Origin of the sequence: Cutibacterium sp. KBN10P07758, assembly GCF_050286205.1 — a bacterium.
Taxonomy (GTDB): Bacteria; Actinomycetota; Actinomycetes; order Propionibacteriales; family Propionibacteriaceae; genus Cutibacterium; species Cutibacterium acnes.
Genome location: NZ_JBNNQV010000001.1, coordinates 2435689 through 2451444, shown reverse-complemented (window position 1 = coordinate 2451444; position 15756 = coordinate 2435689). Strand labels below are relative to the sequence as shown.

Here is a 15756-nt window from a genome sequence, read left to right as displayed (position 1 = left end):
ACGCCTCACCTGACGGTGAGATGCAGTTGCCTGGCGATGCGCTTAGCCTCGGAGACGGCATCGTGCCAGGCAGTTTCCGGATTCTTTCCCGAGGATTCGACCCGCTCGAGCTGGGCCGCAAACGGGGCGGAGACGGCGCCGGAGTTCGAGTCCTCGAAGAGCGGACGTACCGACTCGGCAGCCTTGCCGAAGACCTTCGCCGCATGCTGACCGCCAAGGAAGTCCACTGGACCCGAGACTTTCGGATCGTCGTAGGCTTTCGGGGAGACGGGGAAGTTGCCATTGTGGACGTACTCGCGTATCTGGGACTTTACGCTGAGCAGCTCGCGGATCGCGGCAAAGGATGCCTTGGGATCCGAGGCGCCGGCCGGGATAGACAGGAATGAGCCTCCCTGGTTGATAGCCGGGCCAGGGTGGGCGCACACCCGCCACTTTCCTTTCGTTTGGGGGGCATCAACCATGAGGTCAGCCAGGTGCCAGGAGGCACCGAAATCGGCAGGCAAACGTCCCTCGTTGACAGCGGCTGCGGCGTCGGAGGTGTCGGACTGGATCGTAGCGATGATGCCGGCCTTGAGTGCCTTGACGGTGATGTCCCACGCGTTGCGAATGTGGTCCTGGTCACCGATGAAGGTCTTCTTCTCGTCAATGAATCCCTTGCCCGACTGCGGCCAGATCGTGCCGAACAAACCAGCGGCGTTGCGCACTAGGTAGGTCTTCTTCTTGGCGGCTAACAACTTGGTACCGAACTCGATGAAGGCATCCCAGGTGGTCATCTGGGCGGCAACCTGGTCAGGATCGCTGGGAAGTTTGGCCTGCTCGAAGATGTCAGCCCGGTAGAACAGGGCTGTGGGACCGATGTCGGAGGGGATGCCCAGCTGCTTGCCGTCAGTGGTGGTCGCCTGGGCCCACTTCCAGCCCAGGTAGTCGGACTCGATGTCTTTGGCGCCGAGAGTATTGAGGTCAACAAAGTACCCAGCGTGGTCACGGAAGAACGCGATGTCCTCACCCTTGACGCCGGTAAGGTCGGGTAGCCCGGAGCCCGCAGTGAAGGTCGTTGTGAGCTTCTGCTTGAAATCGCCGCCGATGATGTCCTGACGCACGTTATAAGACGGCTGCGCTTTGGCGACGGTAGCTAACGTCTGCTTGTCGAAGCCTTCTGGCCACATCCATAGGACGAGCTTCTTAGCGTCACCGGCGCCCGTATCGGACTTGGGCTCGGTGGAGGTGGAGCATCCGGTCAACGCCGACACTCCCAACACGCCCAGCCCGGCGAAACCGCCGGAGAGCAGATGACGACGCGACAGATTCATGAGGTCCCTCCTTGGGTTGAACGGGAATCGTCACTGACAAAATCGCTCAATAATGTTCAGATGTCGGCGGGACGTGGGCCTGTCCCTTCGTGGTGCGAACGCCTTCTCGGGGAATATTTGGGGCTTGTGTACCCGCCAAGGATTCAGGGTGTCACGACTGTGTGCAACTGAGGTTAACTGTAGGTGATCTCCAGGCAACAACCTTGTCAATGCTTGATTCGAGTATGGTCAAACCAACCGACAAAGGTTGGTTTGTGAGATCACTGTAGCGGTCGGTGGGCGATGAGTTGCTGAAAAATGATTGAAATGACGAAATTGTGTAGACGGATGGTCATGGATCGGTACCATGGGGCACATGCTCAAGGCCGCTCGTCACGACGCGATCGTCGAACTGCTCCGGGACCGGCCTGCCATGCGAACCGTCGACGTCGCTCGGAATCTGAACGTGAGTATGGCCACGGCCCGACGCGATTGCATCGCCCTGGAAAATAAGGGCATCATCGAGCGTTCCTGGGGAGGTATCCAACTCGTTACGAGCGTGGACGACCACTTCGGCGACGTCATGAACCATCACACTCAGGCCAAAGCTGCGATCGCCCGCAAGGCCACCGAGCTTATCCACGACGGCGACACGATCATCATGGACATCGGCACCACCGTCCACCACCTGTCCGGGCTGCTCACCGGGCGCTCCATCACCGTGCTTACTGCATCCCTGCCCGTCTTTGAGACTCTCAGAACCGCCCCGGACGTCACCGTTGTCGTGCTCGGGGGAGTGTGGTCGGAGCGGTACCAGTGCTTTGACGGTCAGTTCGTCGCTGACGCGCTGACCCGCCACCAAGCTGATCTGGCCTTCCTAGGCTGCTCAGGGGTGAGTGCTAACGGGCGAGTTCGAGATACGAGTCGTTCCCAGGCTTACATCAAGCAGGCGATCATCGCTGCCGCGAGTCGGAGCTACTTGCTCGTCGACTCCGAGAAATTCCCGGGCGTCGGAGCGCATTCCCCGTTCACCCTCGAGGAGGTCAGTGGCGTCATTACCACCGGGCCGCTGCCACCGGACTTCGACGCACACTGCGAATCAACAGTGGAGGTCATTACCGCATGAAGCTCACCATCCTCGGTGGCGGAGGATTCCGCGTTCCGCTGGTATTTAAGGCCCTTGCTCACGACACCTCGCCGCAACGAGTCACCGAACTGCGGCTCTACGACACCGACCCGCTCCGGCTAGGCGTCATCGAGACGGTGGTAGCCCAGCTGGCCCGCGCCCTGCCTCACGCGCCGTCAGTGGTAGCTACCACCGACCTGCCCACCGCTTTGGCGGGAACCGACTTCATCTTTTCGGCCATCCGCGTCGCCGGCACCCATGGACGTGCCCTCGATGAGTCGATGTGCCTGGCTCGCGGGGTCATCGGTCAAGAGACCGTAGGAGCTGGCGGTATTTCGTATGCTTTGCGGGGGATCCCGGTGGTACTCGACCTCGTCGAGCAGATCACGCGGTATGCCCCCGACGCCAAGGTCATCAACTTCACTAACCCGGCGGGGGTGATGACTGAGGTCATGCAGCGTCGCCTGGGAGACCAGGTAGTGGGCATCTGCGACTCTCCAGTGGGTCTGGCCCGTCGCATCCTCACCACCCTGCAGCGTGCCGGGCTGGCACCGGCCGACCTGGGGTCCCTATTCGACGGCGACGGGCGCATTCACATCGGCTACAGCGGACTCAACCACTTAGGTTGGCTTACCAGCCTAAACGTTGATGGGGTCGACGTCCTGCCGCGTCTGCTTGAGCGACCCGACCTCATTGAGAGCTTCGAGGAAGGTCGTCTCTTCGGTGCCGACCTGGTGCAAGCCTTGGGCGCCGTGCCTAACGAATACCTGCATTACTACTACTATTCCCGAGACGACCTCGCCGCCGATCGGAAGGCTGAAGCCCCGCGCGGAGCCTTCCTGGAGGCCCAGCAGAACCAGTTCTACACCCAGGCCCAACACACTGACGATGTCGCTGGCCTATGGGAAGCCACCCGTCTGGAGCGAGAGGAGACCTACATGGCCACCAATCGCGAGGTCTCGGGTGAATTCGAGCGCGATGAAGCCGACTTAGAGACCGGCGGATACGACAAGGTTGCGCTGGCGATCATGCACGCCATCGCCAACGACGTACCCGCCGAGCTCATCCTCAACGTCGCCAACCACGGGGCCCTTCCCGACCTGCCCGACGAGGCCGTCGTGGAGGTCCCGTGCCGGGTAGACGGTGCCGGGATTCACCGGCTGCCCACTCCCGCGCTGCCCGACCATGCCCGAGGACTTGTCGTTAACGCCAAGTACGTAGAACAACGCACCATCGACGCTGCTGTTAACCACAGCCGTACCGCCGCCCTGCTGGCCCTGAGCCACCACCCGCTTGTTGACTCCGTTCACGTCGCCGAACAGCTGCTTGACGACTTCGCTGACGCCTTCGACGGCCTGGAGTACCTCAAGGACGCCCATGCATGATCACACCGAACTCATCCAGGACCGGATTGGCCATCTCAAGGAACGTCTCGAACGAGAAATCACCGAGAAGATCTGTCCATTGCAGGTGACGGCCTGGCAGGTCCCCGGCGAGCCAGTGAGCTTCAAGGAGGCCGCTGCCGCCAATTACCAGCCATTTCCGCCCGGGACGTGGTGGGGTGCTCCATGGAGCACCTGGTGGCTGCACGTTACCGGCACCCTGCCTGCTAGCCACGCTGGTGAAGAGGTCGATCTCTCGATGGACCTTGGATTCGTTGGTGATTGGGCTGGTAACCAGTCCGAAGCGATGGTCTACACCGCGAACGGACGCCCTCTCAAGGCCCTCAACCCACGCAACCACCGGATCGGGCTTAACCATGGGGCGCTCGCTGCCCGATTCACCAAAGAGGGCGAGCCGCTCATTGGGGCCGACGGGGACGTCGAGTTGTGGGTAGAGGCCGCCGGCAACCCCGACATGACCCAGCACTTGGGAGGACCCACCGAGCTGGGGGATCGTCGCACTGCGGGACATGAGCCGCTGTGGCAGTTCAAAGGAGCGGAGCTTTCGGTGCGCCGCAATGAGGTGTGGGGCTTGTGGCTTGACATCGACGTTCTTGACGGGCTCATGCGCCAGCTACCAGCCGAGTCCACCCATCGCGCCAGACTTCTCCGCGGCTTGGAACAAGCTGCTGACGAGGTCGATCACCAGGGGATCGTCGCCGGTGCCGGACCGGCCCGGCAAATCCTTGCCGGGTACCTGGATTCGGGGGCAAACTCATCAGCCCAACAGATGACGGCCATCGGACATGCGCATATCGACTCGGCCTGGCTATGGCCGTTGCGTGAGACCCGCCGCAAGGTGGTGCGCACCTTCTCCAATGTTGTCGCCCTGGCGCAGGAGTACCCCGACTTCCACTTCGCTTGCACCAGTGCCCAGCACTATGCCTGGCTCCAAGAATCCTCACCAGAGCTCTTCGAACGCGTTCAGGAGGCCATCGAGCGTGGCCAGTGGCATCCGGTGGGTGGTATGTGGGTGGAGTCCGACGCTAACCTGCCCTCCGGGGAATCGCTGGTGAGACAGTTCACCAGCGGTCTGCGCTGGATGCGCGAACACCTCGGGGTGCGTCCGGACTGTTTATGGCTGCCGGATTCTTTTGGCTACACCGGTGCGCTGCCTCAGATTGCTCGACTTGCTGGCATGCGCTGGTTCTTTACTCAGAAACTCAGCTGGAACACGGCGAACACGCTTCCCCACCACACCTTCTGGTGGGAGGGCATCGACGGGACCCGGATCTGGACGCACTTCCCGCCAGTGGACTGCTACGACTGTGTTGTCAGCGCCCAAGAGGTCAAGAAAGCTGAGGCAAACTTCAAAGAGAAGGGCGTGGCCAGACGCTCAATCCTGCCATTCGGATACGGCGACGGCGGCGGTGGACCTACCGCCGAACAAGTGGAACGCGCCCGCAGGTTCGCCGACCTGGAGGACGCGCCGCAGGTGCGGCTGGGCTCTCCGGACGACTATTTCGACCAGGCGCAGGAGGACCATCCACAGGCGTCAGTGTGGCGCGGTGAGATGTACCTGGAGTTCCACCGGGGCGTCTACACCTCCGCCCACCCCCTCAAGAACGGCAACCGACGCGCCGAGGTTGGGCTCGCGGCTGCCGAGTGGCTCGCCGTTATGGCCGCCCGTACCGGCCACCCCTACCCCTACCAGCAGCTGGAACAACTGTGGCAGCGCACCCTGCTGCTGCAGTTCCACGACATCCTTCCTGGATCGTCGATCGCGTGGGTGAACCAAGAGGCCATCGCCGAGTTCACCGCCATTCGTGCCGAGTTGAATCAGCTCATGGACGACGCCTGGCAGGCACTATTGCAGGCGAGTGGCGGCGAGACTGTGGGGGTGAGCCTAGTTAATCCGTCCCAGGCGGACCGGCGCGAGGTCCTCACTGTCAGTGACCGACCCGTACTCGTGCAGGTGCCAGCAATGGCGGCGAAATCGCTGACCGATGCCGTGGTTGACCCCGAGCACCCGGTGCATGTGCAGCGAGGTCGCGACGCGATCCGGATGACGAACGGACTCGTCGACGTGTGTATTGACACTCGCGACGGGCTGGTGAACTCGATTGTTGACCTGGTATCTGACCGCGAACTCCTGCTGTCTGGACAGCGCGCCAACCGGCTCGTCCTGCACCCAGACTATCCCGACTGCTTCGATGCTTGGGAGCTGCAGCAGCAGTACCGTCACAGCGGCGATCCGGTGGACCGGGTCACTGATTTGCGCGTCACCGAAAGCCTGCTGCGCGCCCAGGTGCGCGTGGAGCGCCACGCCGATCAGTCCAGCTTCGTCCAGACCATCACCCTGGACGCCGACAGTCGGGCGGTGGAGTTCAGCGTCGACGTCGACTGGGCCGAACGGGCTCGCGTGCTCAAGGTGGACTTTCCTCTCGACGTGGCCGCCCGCTCCAGCCGTGACGAGATCCAGTTTGGCCACATCGGACGGCCAATCGAGGCCAATACCTCCTGGGACGATGCCCACTTCGAGAGCTGCGGGCAGCAGTGGATGTTGCTGGCTGAGCCAAGGTACGCGGTGGCGCTGGTTAACCAGTCCAGCTATGGTCACGACGTGAGCCCGGCCGGTGGGGACGAGCACACCCCCACTATGGGGGTCATGGCCCGACTCACCCTGTTGCGCTCACCGCAGAGCCCAGACCCTCACCCCGACCAGGGATGTCACCACCTTGTCTACAGCCTGCTTACCGACGCCCGGGTCGAGTCCGCGCACGTCGAGGCGGCACGGCTTAACCAGCCGCTCCAGGTGCGAAGCGGGACGGTGGAACTGCCCAGTACGGCCCGGATCGAGCCGGTGCACGGCACGGCTGTCATCGACGCCGTCAAGCAGGCCTTTGACGGGTCTGGGGATCTTGTCATACGCATACATGAAGCCGAGGGTGCTCGCAGTCGGGTGCGTCTACTGCTGGACCGGGACGGTTGTGTGAGCGAGGTGGATCTGCTTGAGGACCCGATTGACGAGCCGACCCAACAACTGCCGGCCAGCACCTGCAGCAGGGTGGAACTCACCCTGCGTCCCTTCCAGATTCTGACACTGAGAGTGAGCCAGCGATGAAACTTCTCCTGGTGTGCATCGACGGGTTGCGCCTCGACATCGCATTGCCTGAGGCATTGCAACGCGATCCGGGATTCACCCACCCCGATCACCCCGCCGATCCCCGATTCGTGCGGGGCGTGGGGCAGGGCGAGCCGGTCCCCGAGCATCCGGCGCCGGCCCTGGACCACACCCTGCCCGTCGATCGAGCCCCGAAGAACCTGGCTCCGACCCTCGCTCGCCTGGTGCGAGGGGATGACCGCTCCCAGGGCACGATCATCCCCATGTGGATGACCCCGCCCACCGACTCTGCCCCCGGCTGGACGACGATCCTCACCGGCGCCACCCACGAGCAGTGCAATGTGTGGTGGAACGAGTTCGTCGGCCACGATCTGGCACGTCACCCTGACATCCTCTCCCAGGTGTTCTTCGCCAACCCATCGGCGCGCACCCTCGCCGCAGCTACCTGGGACGCCTTCGTGAGCCCCTACGGGCCCGGCCCGATCATTCACCAGCGGGTGGACCAACAGCGCACCGGACAGCACCAGCTCTTCGGCCCCGACCTTTCCCAAGGCATCGACCGGGCTGATGAGCAAGTGTCGTCGTGGGCCGCCTGGCATCTGCTGCACGAGGGCCCGGACGCCGCCGTCGTCTACTTCGAGGGGGTCGACCACGCCGGACACAGTTTCGGGGCGGACTCCGAGCAGTACCAGCAGGCAGTGGGGCATGTCGACGAGCTCACCCGTCACCTTGTCAAGGCCGTCGCCGAGCGCCACGAGCAGCTCGGGGAGCAGTGGCTTGTCGCCGTCACCACCGATCACGGTCACAAACCCGAAGGGGGTCACGGGGAAGACGAGGTGGAGGTACGTCGCAGCTTCCTGGCAGCCCACCACATCGGTGGGACGCTTCCCGAGCCGTTGCTGCGTACCGCTGCCCTTCGCAGCCACGAGGTGACGCCGCTGCTACTGCAGGCAATGGGAGTGCACCCTGGCCATATGGACGCCAGCGACGTCGGCGTCTTGCGTGACGTGGAACCGATCGGCCCAAGTAGAGAGATGGATTTTGAATGGTGACGATGTACCCGCCGCAGCAAGTGGATGCCGTCCTCTTTGACATGGACGGAACCCTGCTCAACACCCTGTCGGCCTGGTGCGTGGCATCCGAGCATCTGTGGGGCACTTCTCTGGCTGACGCTGACAGCGCCAAGGTTGACGGGGGCACCGTCGACGACGTCGTTGAGCTGTATCTGCGAGACCACCCTCAGGCAGATCCCCAGGCCACCGTCGAGCGTTTCATGGACATCCTTGACGCCAACCTGGCTGGCAACACCGAGCCGATGCCCGGAGCTGACCGCCTCGTGAAGAGGCTGTCGGGTCATGTACCCATCGCTGTGGTGTCGAATTCCCCGACGCGTTTGGTGCGTGACGGATTGGCCTCACAAGGCTGGCTGGAACTGTTCGACACCGTCCTTGGGGTGGACGAGGTCGCTGCCGGCAAACCGGCCCCCGACCCCTACCTCACCGCAGCGAGGCGTCTAGGGGCCGACCCGAGCAGATGTGTCGTTATCGAGGATTCCGCTTTCGGATTGCGTGCCGGACGGGCTGCCGGAGCGTGGGTTCTCACGGTCGGACGCAGACTCAAGGGCCAGGGGGACATGTGGGTTTCCGGGCTGGACGATGAGCGGGTGACCTCCTGGGAACCCCATCGATGAGGGCGTGCGAGCTGACACCTGCCCTACGGCAGCGTCTAGACGAGATCGGTGCCAAGATCAGCCAGGGCGTAGGCAAGGGCCTTGACGAGGCGATGGGCCGGCAGGCTGCAAGCCGATTCGTGGCCTGGATGACGGACACGTGGACGCGCACTATGTCCCGCGACGAGCACGGCGTCTTCGTCGTCACTGGCGATATTCCGGCTATGTGGCTGCGCGACTCCTCGGCGCAGTTGTGGCCGTTCCTGATTATGTGCGACCTCCCCGAGGTGACTCGTCAGATCGGCGACGTTATCGCCCGCCAGTGGCACTGCATCGACGTTGACCCCTACGCCAACGCCTTCAATTCCGGCCCAACCGGGGCGCACTTCGACGCCGATGACCTCGATGTGGCCGACGAGCTATGGGAGCGCAAATACGAGGTGGACTCGCTGGCGTTCCCCGTCGACCTGGCATGGCGGTACTGGCAGGCCACCGGCAGCCCGGAGCATCTGAACGGTGCGGTCCACCAGGGGTGCATACGCATTATCGACGTCTGGAGCCTGGAGCAGGATCATGCGCGGTCTACCTACCGCCATGTGCGCCCCGCCGAGCCGTCCGACACCCTCGGCCGCGACGGTTCGGGCACTCCGGTGGGACACACCGGGATGACCTGGAGCGGGTTCCGCCCTTCCGACGACGCCTGCCGCTACGGCTACAACATTCCGGCTCAGTTCATGGCGATGCGTGCCCTGCGTCAAATTCGCGAGTTCTGTCGCGTCTGGGATGACGAGGATCTTGTCGAACGCGCCACGAAGCTGGCCGATGAGATCGATGCCGGGGTGAGGCAATTCGGCATCGTCGAGGACCACCTTGCCTACGAGGTGGACGGGCTTGGATCAGTGCTGGAAATGGACGACGCGAACATGCCTTCCCTGTTGTCTTTGCCTCTCACCAGTGACCTCGGTCGTGACGATCCGCTCTACCAGAGCACCCGCCGCTGGGTGCTCAGCGCGGCTAACCCGTACCTGTTCAGTGGCCCGGCAGCCCGGGGAATTGGTAGCCCGCACAGTCCAAAGGGCTATATCTGGCACATTGGTTTGGCGGTGCAGGGACTCACTGGGGACGATGCGGAGGCCCGCGACTGCCTGGAGACGATCCTCGCCACCGATGGTGGTACTGGCTGGACCCACGAGAGCTTCGATCCAACCGACCCTACTCGGTTCACCCGAGGGTGGTTCAGTTGGTCGAACTCGATGGCCTGCCTGCTCATGATGAACGTGGCCGGTATCGATGCCATTATCGGTGCCAATTGACCCCCATCGCGGTGAGACGGCGAGTTTGGGCCTCTAATTCCGACAGCGGTCGAGCCGGGTTGCCAGTCCACAACTGTTCGGCGATCGACGTGCCGCGCGGGAAGGCGGCATCCTCGACCTGAGCAGGGGTGCACAGATATTCGGTCCACAACTGGAACTGTCCACCCAGCAGGTGGGGTGAGTTCACCGCGGCCAGCACGTCGTGCAGCCCGGCGACATCGTTCATAGTCATCGGGGCGTCGATTGTCACCGGTGCCTGCGGGCCCGTCTCCATGCCGTGATCTAAGTAGGTATGCCGGGCGGGTGCGGCAATGACATCGTGACCTGCGGCAGCAGCGCGGGCGATGTCGTCGGCATCCCGCCACACCATCACGGTGACCTCCTCGGGCGCACCGGCTTCCAACACCTCGTCCCAGGCGATGACCTGACGCCCAGCAGCGACGACGTGGCCACAGATCTGGCGCTCGAACCACGCCTGAGCCTGGTGTGGGGTCGTGATGCCCAGCTCGGCTAGCCGGGTGCGGGTGGGCTTATGTCCAAACCACTCCTTGCCGGGGCACTCGTCGCCGCCGATGTGGATCGGCGAGTTCGGGAAGATCTCCATCACGGCATCCAGGACGTCGCGGCAAAAACCCAGCGCAGCATCGGTGAGGTTGATGTGGTGCTCCGACACCCCGAAGGCGGTGCGCGGATGGCTGATCGGTGCTCCACAGCCCAACTCGGGGTAGGCGGCCACCACCGACTCGGTGTGTCCCGGAAGATCGACTTCCGGGACGACCGTGATGCCCAACAGCTGAGCTCGCTCGTCGATGGCGCGCAGCTGGTCGACGGTGTAGGCACCACCGTGGGGTATGTGGTCGTGCTCAGCGACGTCGTCACAGCCGTTGTCGTCGGGTGGCGGTTGGTGCCCTCGTACCGTTCCTGGACGCCACGCGCCCACCGTGGTCAGCCGCGGCCAGCCCGGTACCGGCAGACGCCACCCCTGATCGTCAGTGAGATGTAGGTGCAGCCGATTGAGCTTGTGTACGGCCAGCACGTCCAAAAAGTTCATGATGAACGAGGTGGGCATGAAATGCCGCGAAACGTCTAGATGGGCCCCGCGCCAACTGTGGTGTGGCGCATCGACGATGACGCCTTTCGGAAGGCATAGGTGCTTCAGCGCTAGCGGTCCGGGCCCGTAAACCCACGGGGTGAGCAGCTGGAGCAGGGTTTGCACTGCCCAACGCGCTCCAGATGGACTGCCGACAGTGATGCGGACCTGCGCGTCGATGTCAATGCGATAGCCCTCCGCTTCTAAAGCGGGATCCACTATGACGGTGAGGGAGGCATCGTCGGTGTGTGATGTTGCTCGCACGACGTCGAGTGCTGGAGCCAGTCGCTCGGTGAGGATCGTAACGGCGTTGATGACCTCGTCGGGGCCAGTCCAGGTGAGCACCGACGGCAGGGGGAATTGTCCTTCGGTGAGTTGTACCTGGCGGGGCTGGGGGCACAAGCCCCGGATGAGGGTGTCGTTGGTGGGCATCTCTACTCCTCGGGGCATCGCCTGCCAATGGGGTGTTTCACAGGTTACCGGGGTTAGTAGCTGTCTATGCTGAAGGGCGACCAATCGCGCACAGGAGCCATGCCCATGTCCGTCAACCGTCATCCTCGGCTGCTTACCGCCGGTATCACCTTCCGCGACCTCGTCATCTCTGGAATCGACGAGTTGCCCGGTCTGGGTGAGGAGCGTTACGGCACCGACTTCGTCACCACCTGGGGTGGGGTCGCCAACACGGCACGGATCGGGGCAAGCCTGGGTGCTCGGGTCCAGTTACTGACAGGTCTAGGCGACGACCCCAACTCCGAGATGTGTCGTCGGGAATTGACCGAGTGGGGCATTGACCTGACCCCAAGCCCGATCAACCCTGGCTGGACTCTCCCGGTGACGATGAGCCAGGCGTGTGGCACCGAGCGGGCCATGACGACGGTGGAAACTGCGTTACCAGCCCCACTTCCCGCACCGAATCTTGACGGAGTTGACGTCATCGTCACCCATGTGTCGGTTCCCGCTGACGCCTGGCTACATGACGCCGCCGACGCAGGGATTCCGGTGATCGCAGACCACGGATTCGAGGAAGGATACGAACCCGGATTGCTTGACGCGGTGTCAGGATGCACCTGCTATACGCCCAACGCCGCTGAGGCGATGCACCTTACAGGCGTCGACGACCCTGTACGGGCAGCTCGAGCCCTCGCCGAGCGCGTTCCAGTGGTTGTCGTCACCTGTGGTGGTGACGGGATCGTCGGCGTGGATTCTCGTACCGGCGAGGAGGTTCACGTTCCGGCGGTGAACATAAACCCGGTCAACACCACGGGTGCCGGAGATGCCGCCTTGGCCGGTCTGGCTTGGTGCTGGGGGTGGCAGGTGCCGTTGGCCCGCAAGCTCGACGTCGCCGCCCTGGTGGGGGCTATTGTCACCTCGCGAGTGCACGGAACTGCCGGACCACTCACACCTGAGGATGTGCTCGCCTGGGTACCGCGGGCCCCGGAGCGGCTAGGGTTCCTCCCCGAACTGTTGGGGTAAGTGACGTCGGAGCCGAGGTCATCTCTGACGGGAGTCGGCTTGGACCGGCAGTTTCGCCATGACGCGGAACCCGCCCTCTTTGCGAGGCCCCGCCGACAATTGCCCACCCATTGACGTAACGCGCTCTCGCATCCCCTGGAGACCGTGTCCCCGACCGTCCCCTTGGACGGCAGCCCCGTACCCGTCGTCGAGAATCTCCACGTAGATCGCGGTAGGTGAATAGGCCAGGGTCACAGTGGCGTGGGCGCTCGGGCCAGCGTGTTTGAGGACGTTGGTGAGGGCCTCCTGAACGACTCGGTAGATCACAAGCCCAAGAGCCTGGGAGACCACCGGCTCCTCCCCAGTCACCTTGAGTTCAACTTTCACCCCGGACTTGTCCACCAGGTCGGGAATTTCAGCCAGGCTAGGGGAGGGGGAGAACTCGGCGTCGGTGTCCTGACGCAACACCCCGACGATTCGCCTCATTTCAAGGAGGGCCTCACGTCCGGTCTCGGCGATCGTCTCAAGCACCTCGGGGGCCTTCTCCGGCTTCTTCGTCGCCAGTGCTTTGCCGCCTTCGGCCTGCACAATCATGACCGACAGCGAGTGGGCGACGATGTCGTGGAGCTCTCTGGCGATCTCGTTACGGGTGCGCTCCTCGGCCACCCTGGCCTGCTGTTCACGTTCGGCGAGGATCGCCCGGTACCGCTGGGCTTTGACGATGCGTTGCTGGGAGTCGATGAGGGCGGACTCCCGCAGTCGTCGACCTACCGCGTATGGGGTGAGGACGAGGCCCGCACACACCGTCATGGCCAGCACCAGTAGCACCCAGGGCGTTCCCGATGAGGGATCGTAACCGGCGGCAATGGTGGGGATCCACCTCATCGGTCCAATGACTGACCCCACGGCTCCCACCCACAGCACCCAGCGGGATTGGTGGCCGTCGACCCACCTCGCCACCGAGTAGGAGGCGATCGGGACGACGAAGATGCTCAACACCGGGAAAGGCACGAAGAAGAACTGGATCGCAGCCCCGATAGCGACCAAGGTCATCATGAGAAGAGGATGCTCGCGACGCATCGGCAGAGAGGCCACCATGACCATCGATGACAAGAGGGCGGCGATGTACTCCGGGCGCGGCCACTCCACCAGACTGACGAGGTAGGGGGCGATCGTCACTACGGCCATGATGAGGGTCAGGGTGACGTCTCCCCACCATGCCCGTTCGGTGTCAGCCGGGCGGCCGTCATCGAGCTTGGGGTCCAGCACCTCCTCCATACCGGGGATGTTGATTTGGGGAACGTTATTGCGGCTCGGATTGAACCGATTGAGACGGGCGCGTACCCCCGCCCCGCGGGAGCCGGTGGAACGGTTCTCCGTGGGCAAGGTCTGCGATCCGGTGTCCTCCATAACAGCAATTCTAGAAACCAGCTGTGGAAGATTGGTTGGGCACGCCAGTTAGCGACGCGTGGGCTGGCAACGCGCACCGTTCGTGACCAATTCACCACACGCAGCCCGTGCCCGCCATCGAGGCTGGCGAGCCGCACCTAGACTTGACGGCGACGAGATCGACGTTACGGAAGGTTCCCATGAAGATTCTCATCACCGGCGGGGCCGGTTACATCGGATCAACGGTTGGTTCGGCATGTGAGGAGGCCGGCCATGAGGTCGTCGTGCTGGACGACCTATCCGCGGGACGCCGCGAATTCGTTCGCGACCGCACGTTCTACGAGGGCGACATCGCTGATCAGGACCTGCTCGATCGCGTCTTCTCCGAGAACCAGATCGACGCCGTCGTCCACTGCGCAGCCAAGATCATCGTCCCCGAATCGGTTGATGAGCCGCTGACCTATTACGGCAACAATGTCGGCAAGACCGTTGCTCTGCTCAAGGGAATGGAGCGCAACGGCGTACACCGCATCTTGTTTTCGTCCTCGGCGTCGATCTATGCCACTGACGAGGAGTCCAAGGTCACTGAGGAATCCGCTCTGGACCCCGGTTCCCCCTATGCCACCACCAAGTTCATGGTGGAGTTCATCTTGCGTGACGCCGCGCACGCCTCTGATCTCAAGGCATTGAGCCTGCGGTACTTTAACCCGATCGGTTCAGACCCGAAGCTGCGTACTGGTCAGCAGATTGAGCATCCCACCCACGTGCTCGGCAAGATGATTGACGCCTGGATGGAGGGTTCCACTTTCACCGTCACTGGAGTGGACTGGCCGACTCGTGATGGGTCAGGTATTCGCGACTACATCCACGTTTGGGATCTGGCTCGCGCTCATGTTGCTGCTTTGGAGCATCTCGATGAGGTTACGACCGACGACCCGTACCAGGTATTCAATATCGGTACCGGAAGCGGCGTTACCGTTAAGGAGCTCGTTAAGGCCTTCGAAGAGGGTACGGGTAAATCCCTCAATGTCGTCTACGGCCCGCCGCGTCCCGGCGATGTCGCAGGTGCCTACACGGTGTCCCGCCGGGCCAAAGACCTGCTCGGTTGGAGCGCGGAGCTGACCCAGGCGGATGGAATCCGTGACGCCATTGCATGGTTGCCCGAGCGCAAGAAGATCCTGGGTTACTGATTCTTCCCTGTTGCCACACCACCGGCCCTGCACTTGTGCGGGGCCGGTGCTATGTCGGGGCCTGTCGCGGGATCACATGGGGTGGACGAAGGTCAGCACCATCATTGTCAGCTGGTTGGTCATGCGGTCGATGTCGGCCTGGCGTCCTGACGCCATTGCCGCCAGCACCCGAAAATCGAAGACGGCTTGGGTGACCTCGACGAGGTCGGAAACCGCGATGGTGGCGGTGGCGGCGTGTTCACGCAGAGCCTGCTCGACCATGTGGCACAAGGCAGGAGTGATAGCGTCCCCGACCTGCCGGTAGGCCTGACGCAATCGTGGATTCCGTGCTGCCTCGATGGTGATCTCCAGGATCGCCATGGCCGTCAAGGGATCGGAGCCGACGGTTGAGGCGAACAGGGCGATGATGCCGTGGATGCGGTCACGCAACGCTTCGTGACCGTCGTTGGGGAAGTCCAGAGAGGACCCCAGGGTCGCAAGATTCTTCTCGGCATAACGACGTAGCACCGTGGTGCACAGGTCGTCTTTCGAGGTGAAGTTGGAGTAAAAGGCGCCGCGGGTGAACCCAGCCTCCTCGCAAATCTCCTCGACGGTCGATCCCGGGACCCCCTTGCGGGCAAAAACAGCAACGGCGGCATCGGCCAGCCGAGCTTGGGTGGCGGCGCGGCGCGCCGAGATCGGAGGGGTGTCGCTGGTTGTAGTCATGAGGATCCCGAGGCAGTGGACGTGCAA

The 15756-nt window shown here is 63.2% G+C and carries 12 protein-coding genes; 8 read left to right on the top strand and 4 right to left on the bottom strand.

Features of this window, described 5'->3' with window-relative positions:
* Positions 1-5: 5 nt before the first annotated feature.
* Positions 6-1310: an ABC transporter substrate-binding protein gene (locus ACOYO3_RS11990; RefSeq protein ID WP_002517297.1), complete on the bottom strand. Its 1305-nt coding sequence runs from the start codon at positions 1308-1310 to the stop codon at positions 6-8.
* Between the two features lie 346 nt (positions 1311-1656).
* Here ACOYO3_RS11990 and ACOYO3_RS11985 point away from each other — a divergent pair, with 346 nt between their 5' ends.
* Genes ACOYO3_RS11985 through ACOYO3_RS11960 form a run of 6 tightly spaced genes read left to right on the top strand, consistent with a single transcriptional unit; the run spans position 1657 to position 9903 of the window.
* On the top strand, positions 1657-2415 hold the full coding sequence (locus ACOYO3_RS11985) for a DeoR/GlpR family DNA-binding transcription regulator (protein WP_002515785.1): 759 nt from the start codon (positions 1657-1659) through the stop codon (positions 2413-2415).
* On the top strand, positions 2412-3800 hold the full coding sequence (locus ACOYO3_RS11980; protein WP_002515923.1) for a 6-phospho-beta-glucosidase: 1389 nt from the start codon (positions 2412-2414) through the stop codon (positions 3798-3800). Before ACOYO3_RS11985 ends, ACOYO3_RS11980 begins: the two co-directional genes overlap by 4 nt.
* Positions 3793-6921 carry an alpha-mannosidase gene (locus ACOYO3_RS11975; protein ID WP_002524586.1) on the top strand — a complete coding sequence of 1043 codons (3129 nt, stop codon included), beginning with the start codon at positions 3793-3795 and terminating at the stop codon, positions 6919-6921. The genes ACOYO3_RS11980 and ACOYO3_RS11975 overlap by 8 nt, the downstream gene beginning before the upstream one ends.
* The gene (locus ACOYO3_RS11970; RefSeq protein ID WP_002519822.1) at positions 6918-7973 is read left to right on the top strand and encodes an alkaline phosphatase family protein; all 1056 of its coding nucleotides are present in this window, start codon (positions 6918-6920) and stop codon (positions 7971-7973) included. The genes ACOYO3_RS11975 and ACOYO3_RS11970 overlap by 4 nt, the downstream gene beginning before the upstream one ends.
* Positions 7967-8611 carry an HAD family hydrolase gene (locus tag ACOYO3_RS11965; protein ID WP_002525541.1) on the top strand — a complete coding sequence of 215 codons (645 nt, stop codon included), beginning with the start codon at positions 7967-7969 and terminating at the stop codon, positions 8609-8611. The genes ACOYO3_RS11970 and ACOYO3_RS11965 overlap by 7 nt, the downstream gene beginning before the upstream one ends.
* A complete protein-coding gene (locus tag ACOYO3_RS11960; RefSeq protein ID WP_002524588.1) occupies positions 8608-9903 on the top strand; it encodes a glycoside hydrolase family 125 protein in 1296 nt (431 codons plus the stop codon). Before ACOYO3_RS11965 ends, ACOYO3_RS11960 begins: the two co-directional genes overlap by 4 nt.
* On the opposite strand, the gene ACOYO3_RS11955 is transcribed toward ACOYO3_RS11960, so the two are convergent.
* Entirely contained in the window at positions 9887-11425 is a 1539-nt protein-coding gene (locus ACOYO3_RS11955) for a beta-N-acetylhexosaminidase (protein WP_002515908.1), read from the bottom strand. The genes ACOYO3_RS11960 and ACOYO3_RS11955 overlap by 17 nt on opposite strands.
* A gap of 66 nt (positions 11426-11491) precedes the next feature.
* Here ACOYO3_RS11955 and ACOYO3_RS11950 point away from each other — a divergent pair, with 66 nt between their 5' ends.
* Positions 11492-12466: a carbohydrate kinase family protein gene (locus tag ACOYO3_RS11950; RefSeq protein ID WP_002519826.1), complete on the top strand. Its 975-nt coding sequence runs from the start codon at positions 11492-11494 to the stop codon at positions 12464-12466.
* An 18-nt stretch (positions 12467-12484) separates the two neighbouring features.
* Here the strand turns inward: ACOYO3_RS11950 and ACOYO3_RS11945 are convergent, their stop codons facing one another.
* On the bottom strand, positions 12485-13855 hold the full coding sequence (locus tag ACOYO3_RS11945; RefSeq protein ID WP_002519827.1) for a sensor histidine kinase: 1371 nt from the start codon (positions 13853-13855) through the stop codon (positions 12485-12487).
* Positions 13856-13962: 107 nt separating this feature from the next.
* Between ACOYO3_RS11945 and galE the strand changes: the two genes are divergently transcribed.
* Complete coding sequence (galE, locus tag ACOYO3_RS11940) at positions 13963-15024, top strand: UDP-glucose 4-epimerase GalE (RefSeq protein WP_002524589.1); 1062 nt, start codon at positions 13963-13965, stop codon at positions 15022-15024.
* Between the two features lie 72 nt (positions 15025-15096).
* Here the strand turns inward: galE and ACOYO3_RS11935 are convergent, their stop codons facing one another.
* A complete protein-coding gene (locus tag ACOYO3_RS11935) occupies positions 15097-15729 on the bottom strand; it encodes a TetR/AcrR family transcriptional regulator (protein ID WP_002519828.1) in 633 nt (210 codons plus the stop codon).
* Positions 15730-15756 lie beyond the last annotated feature (27 nt).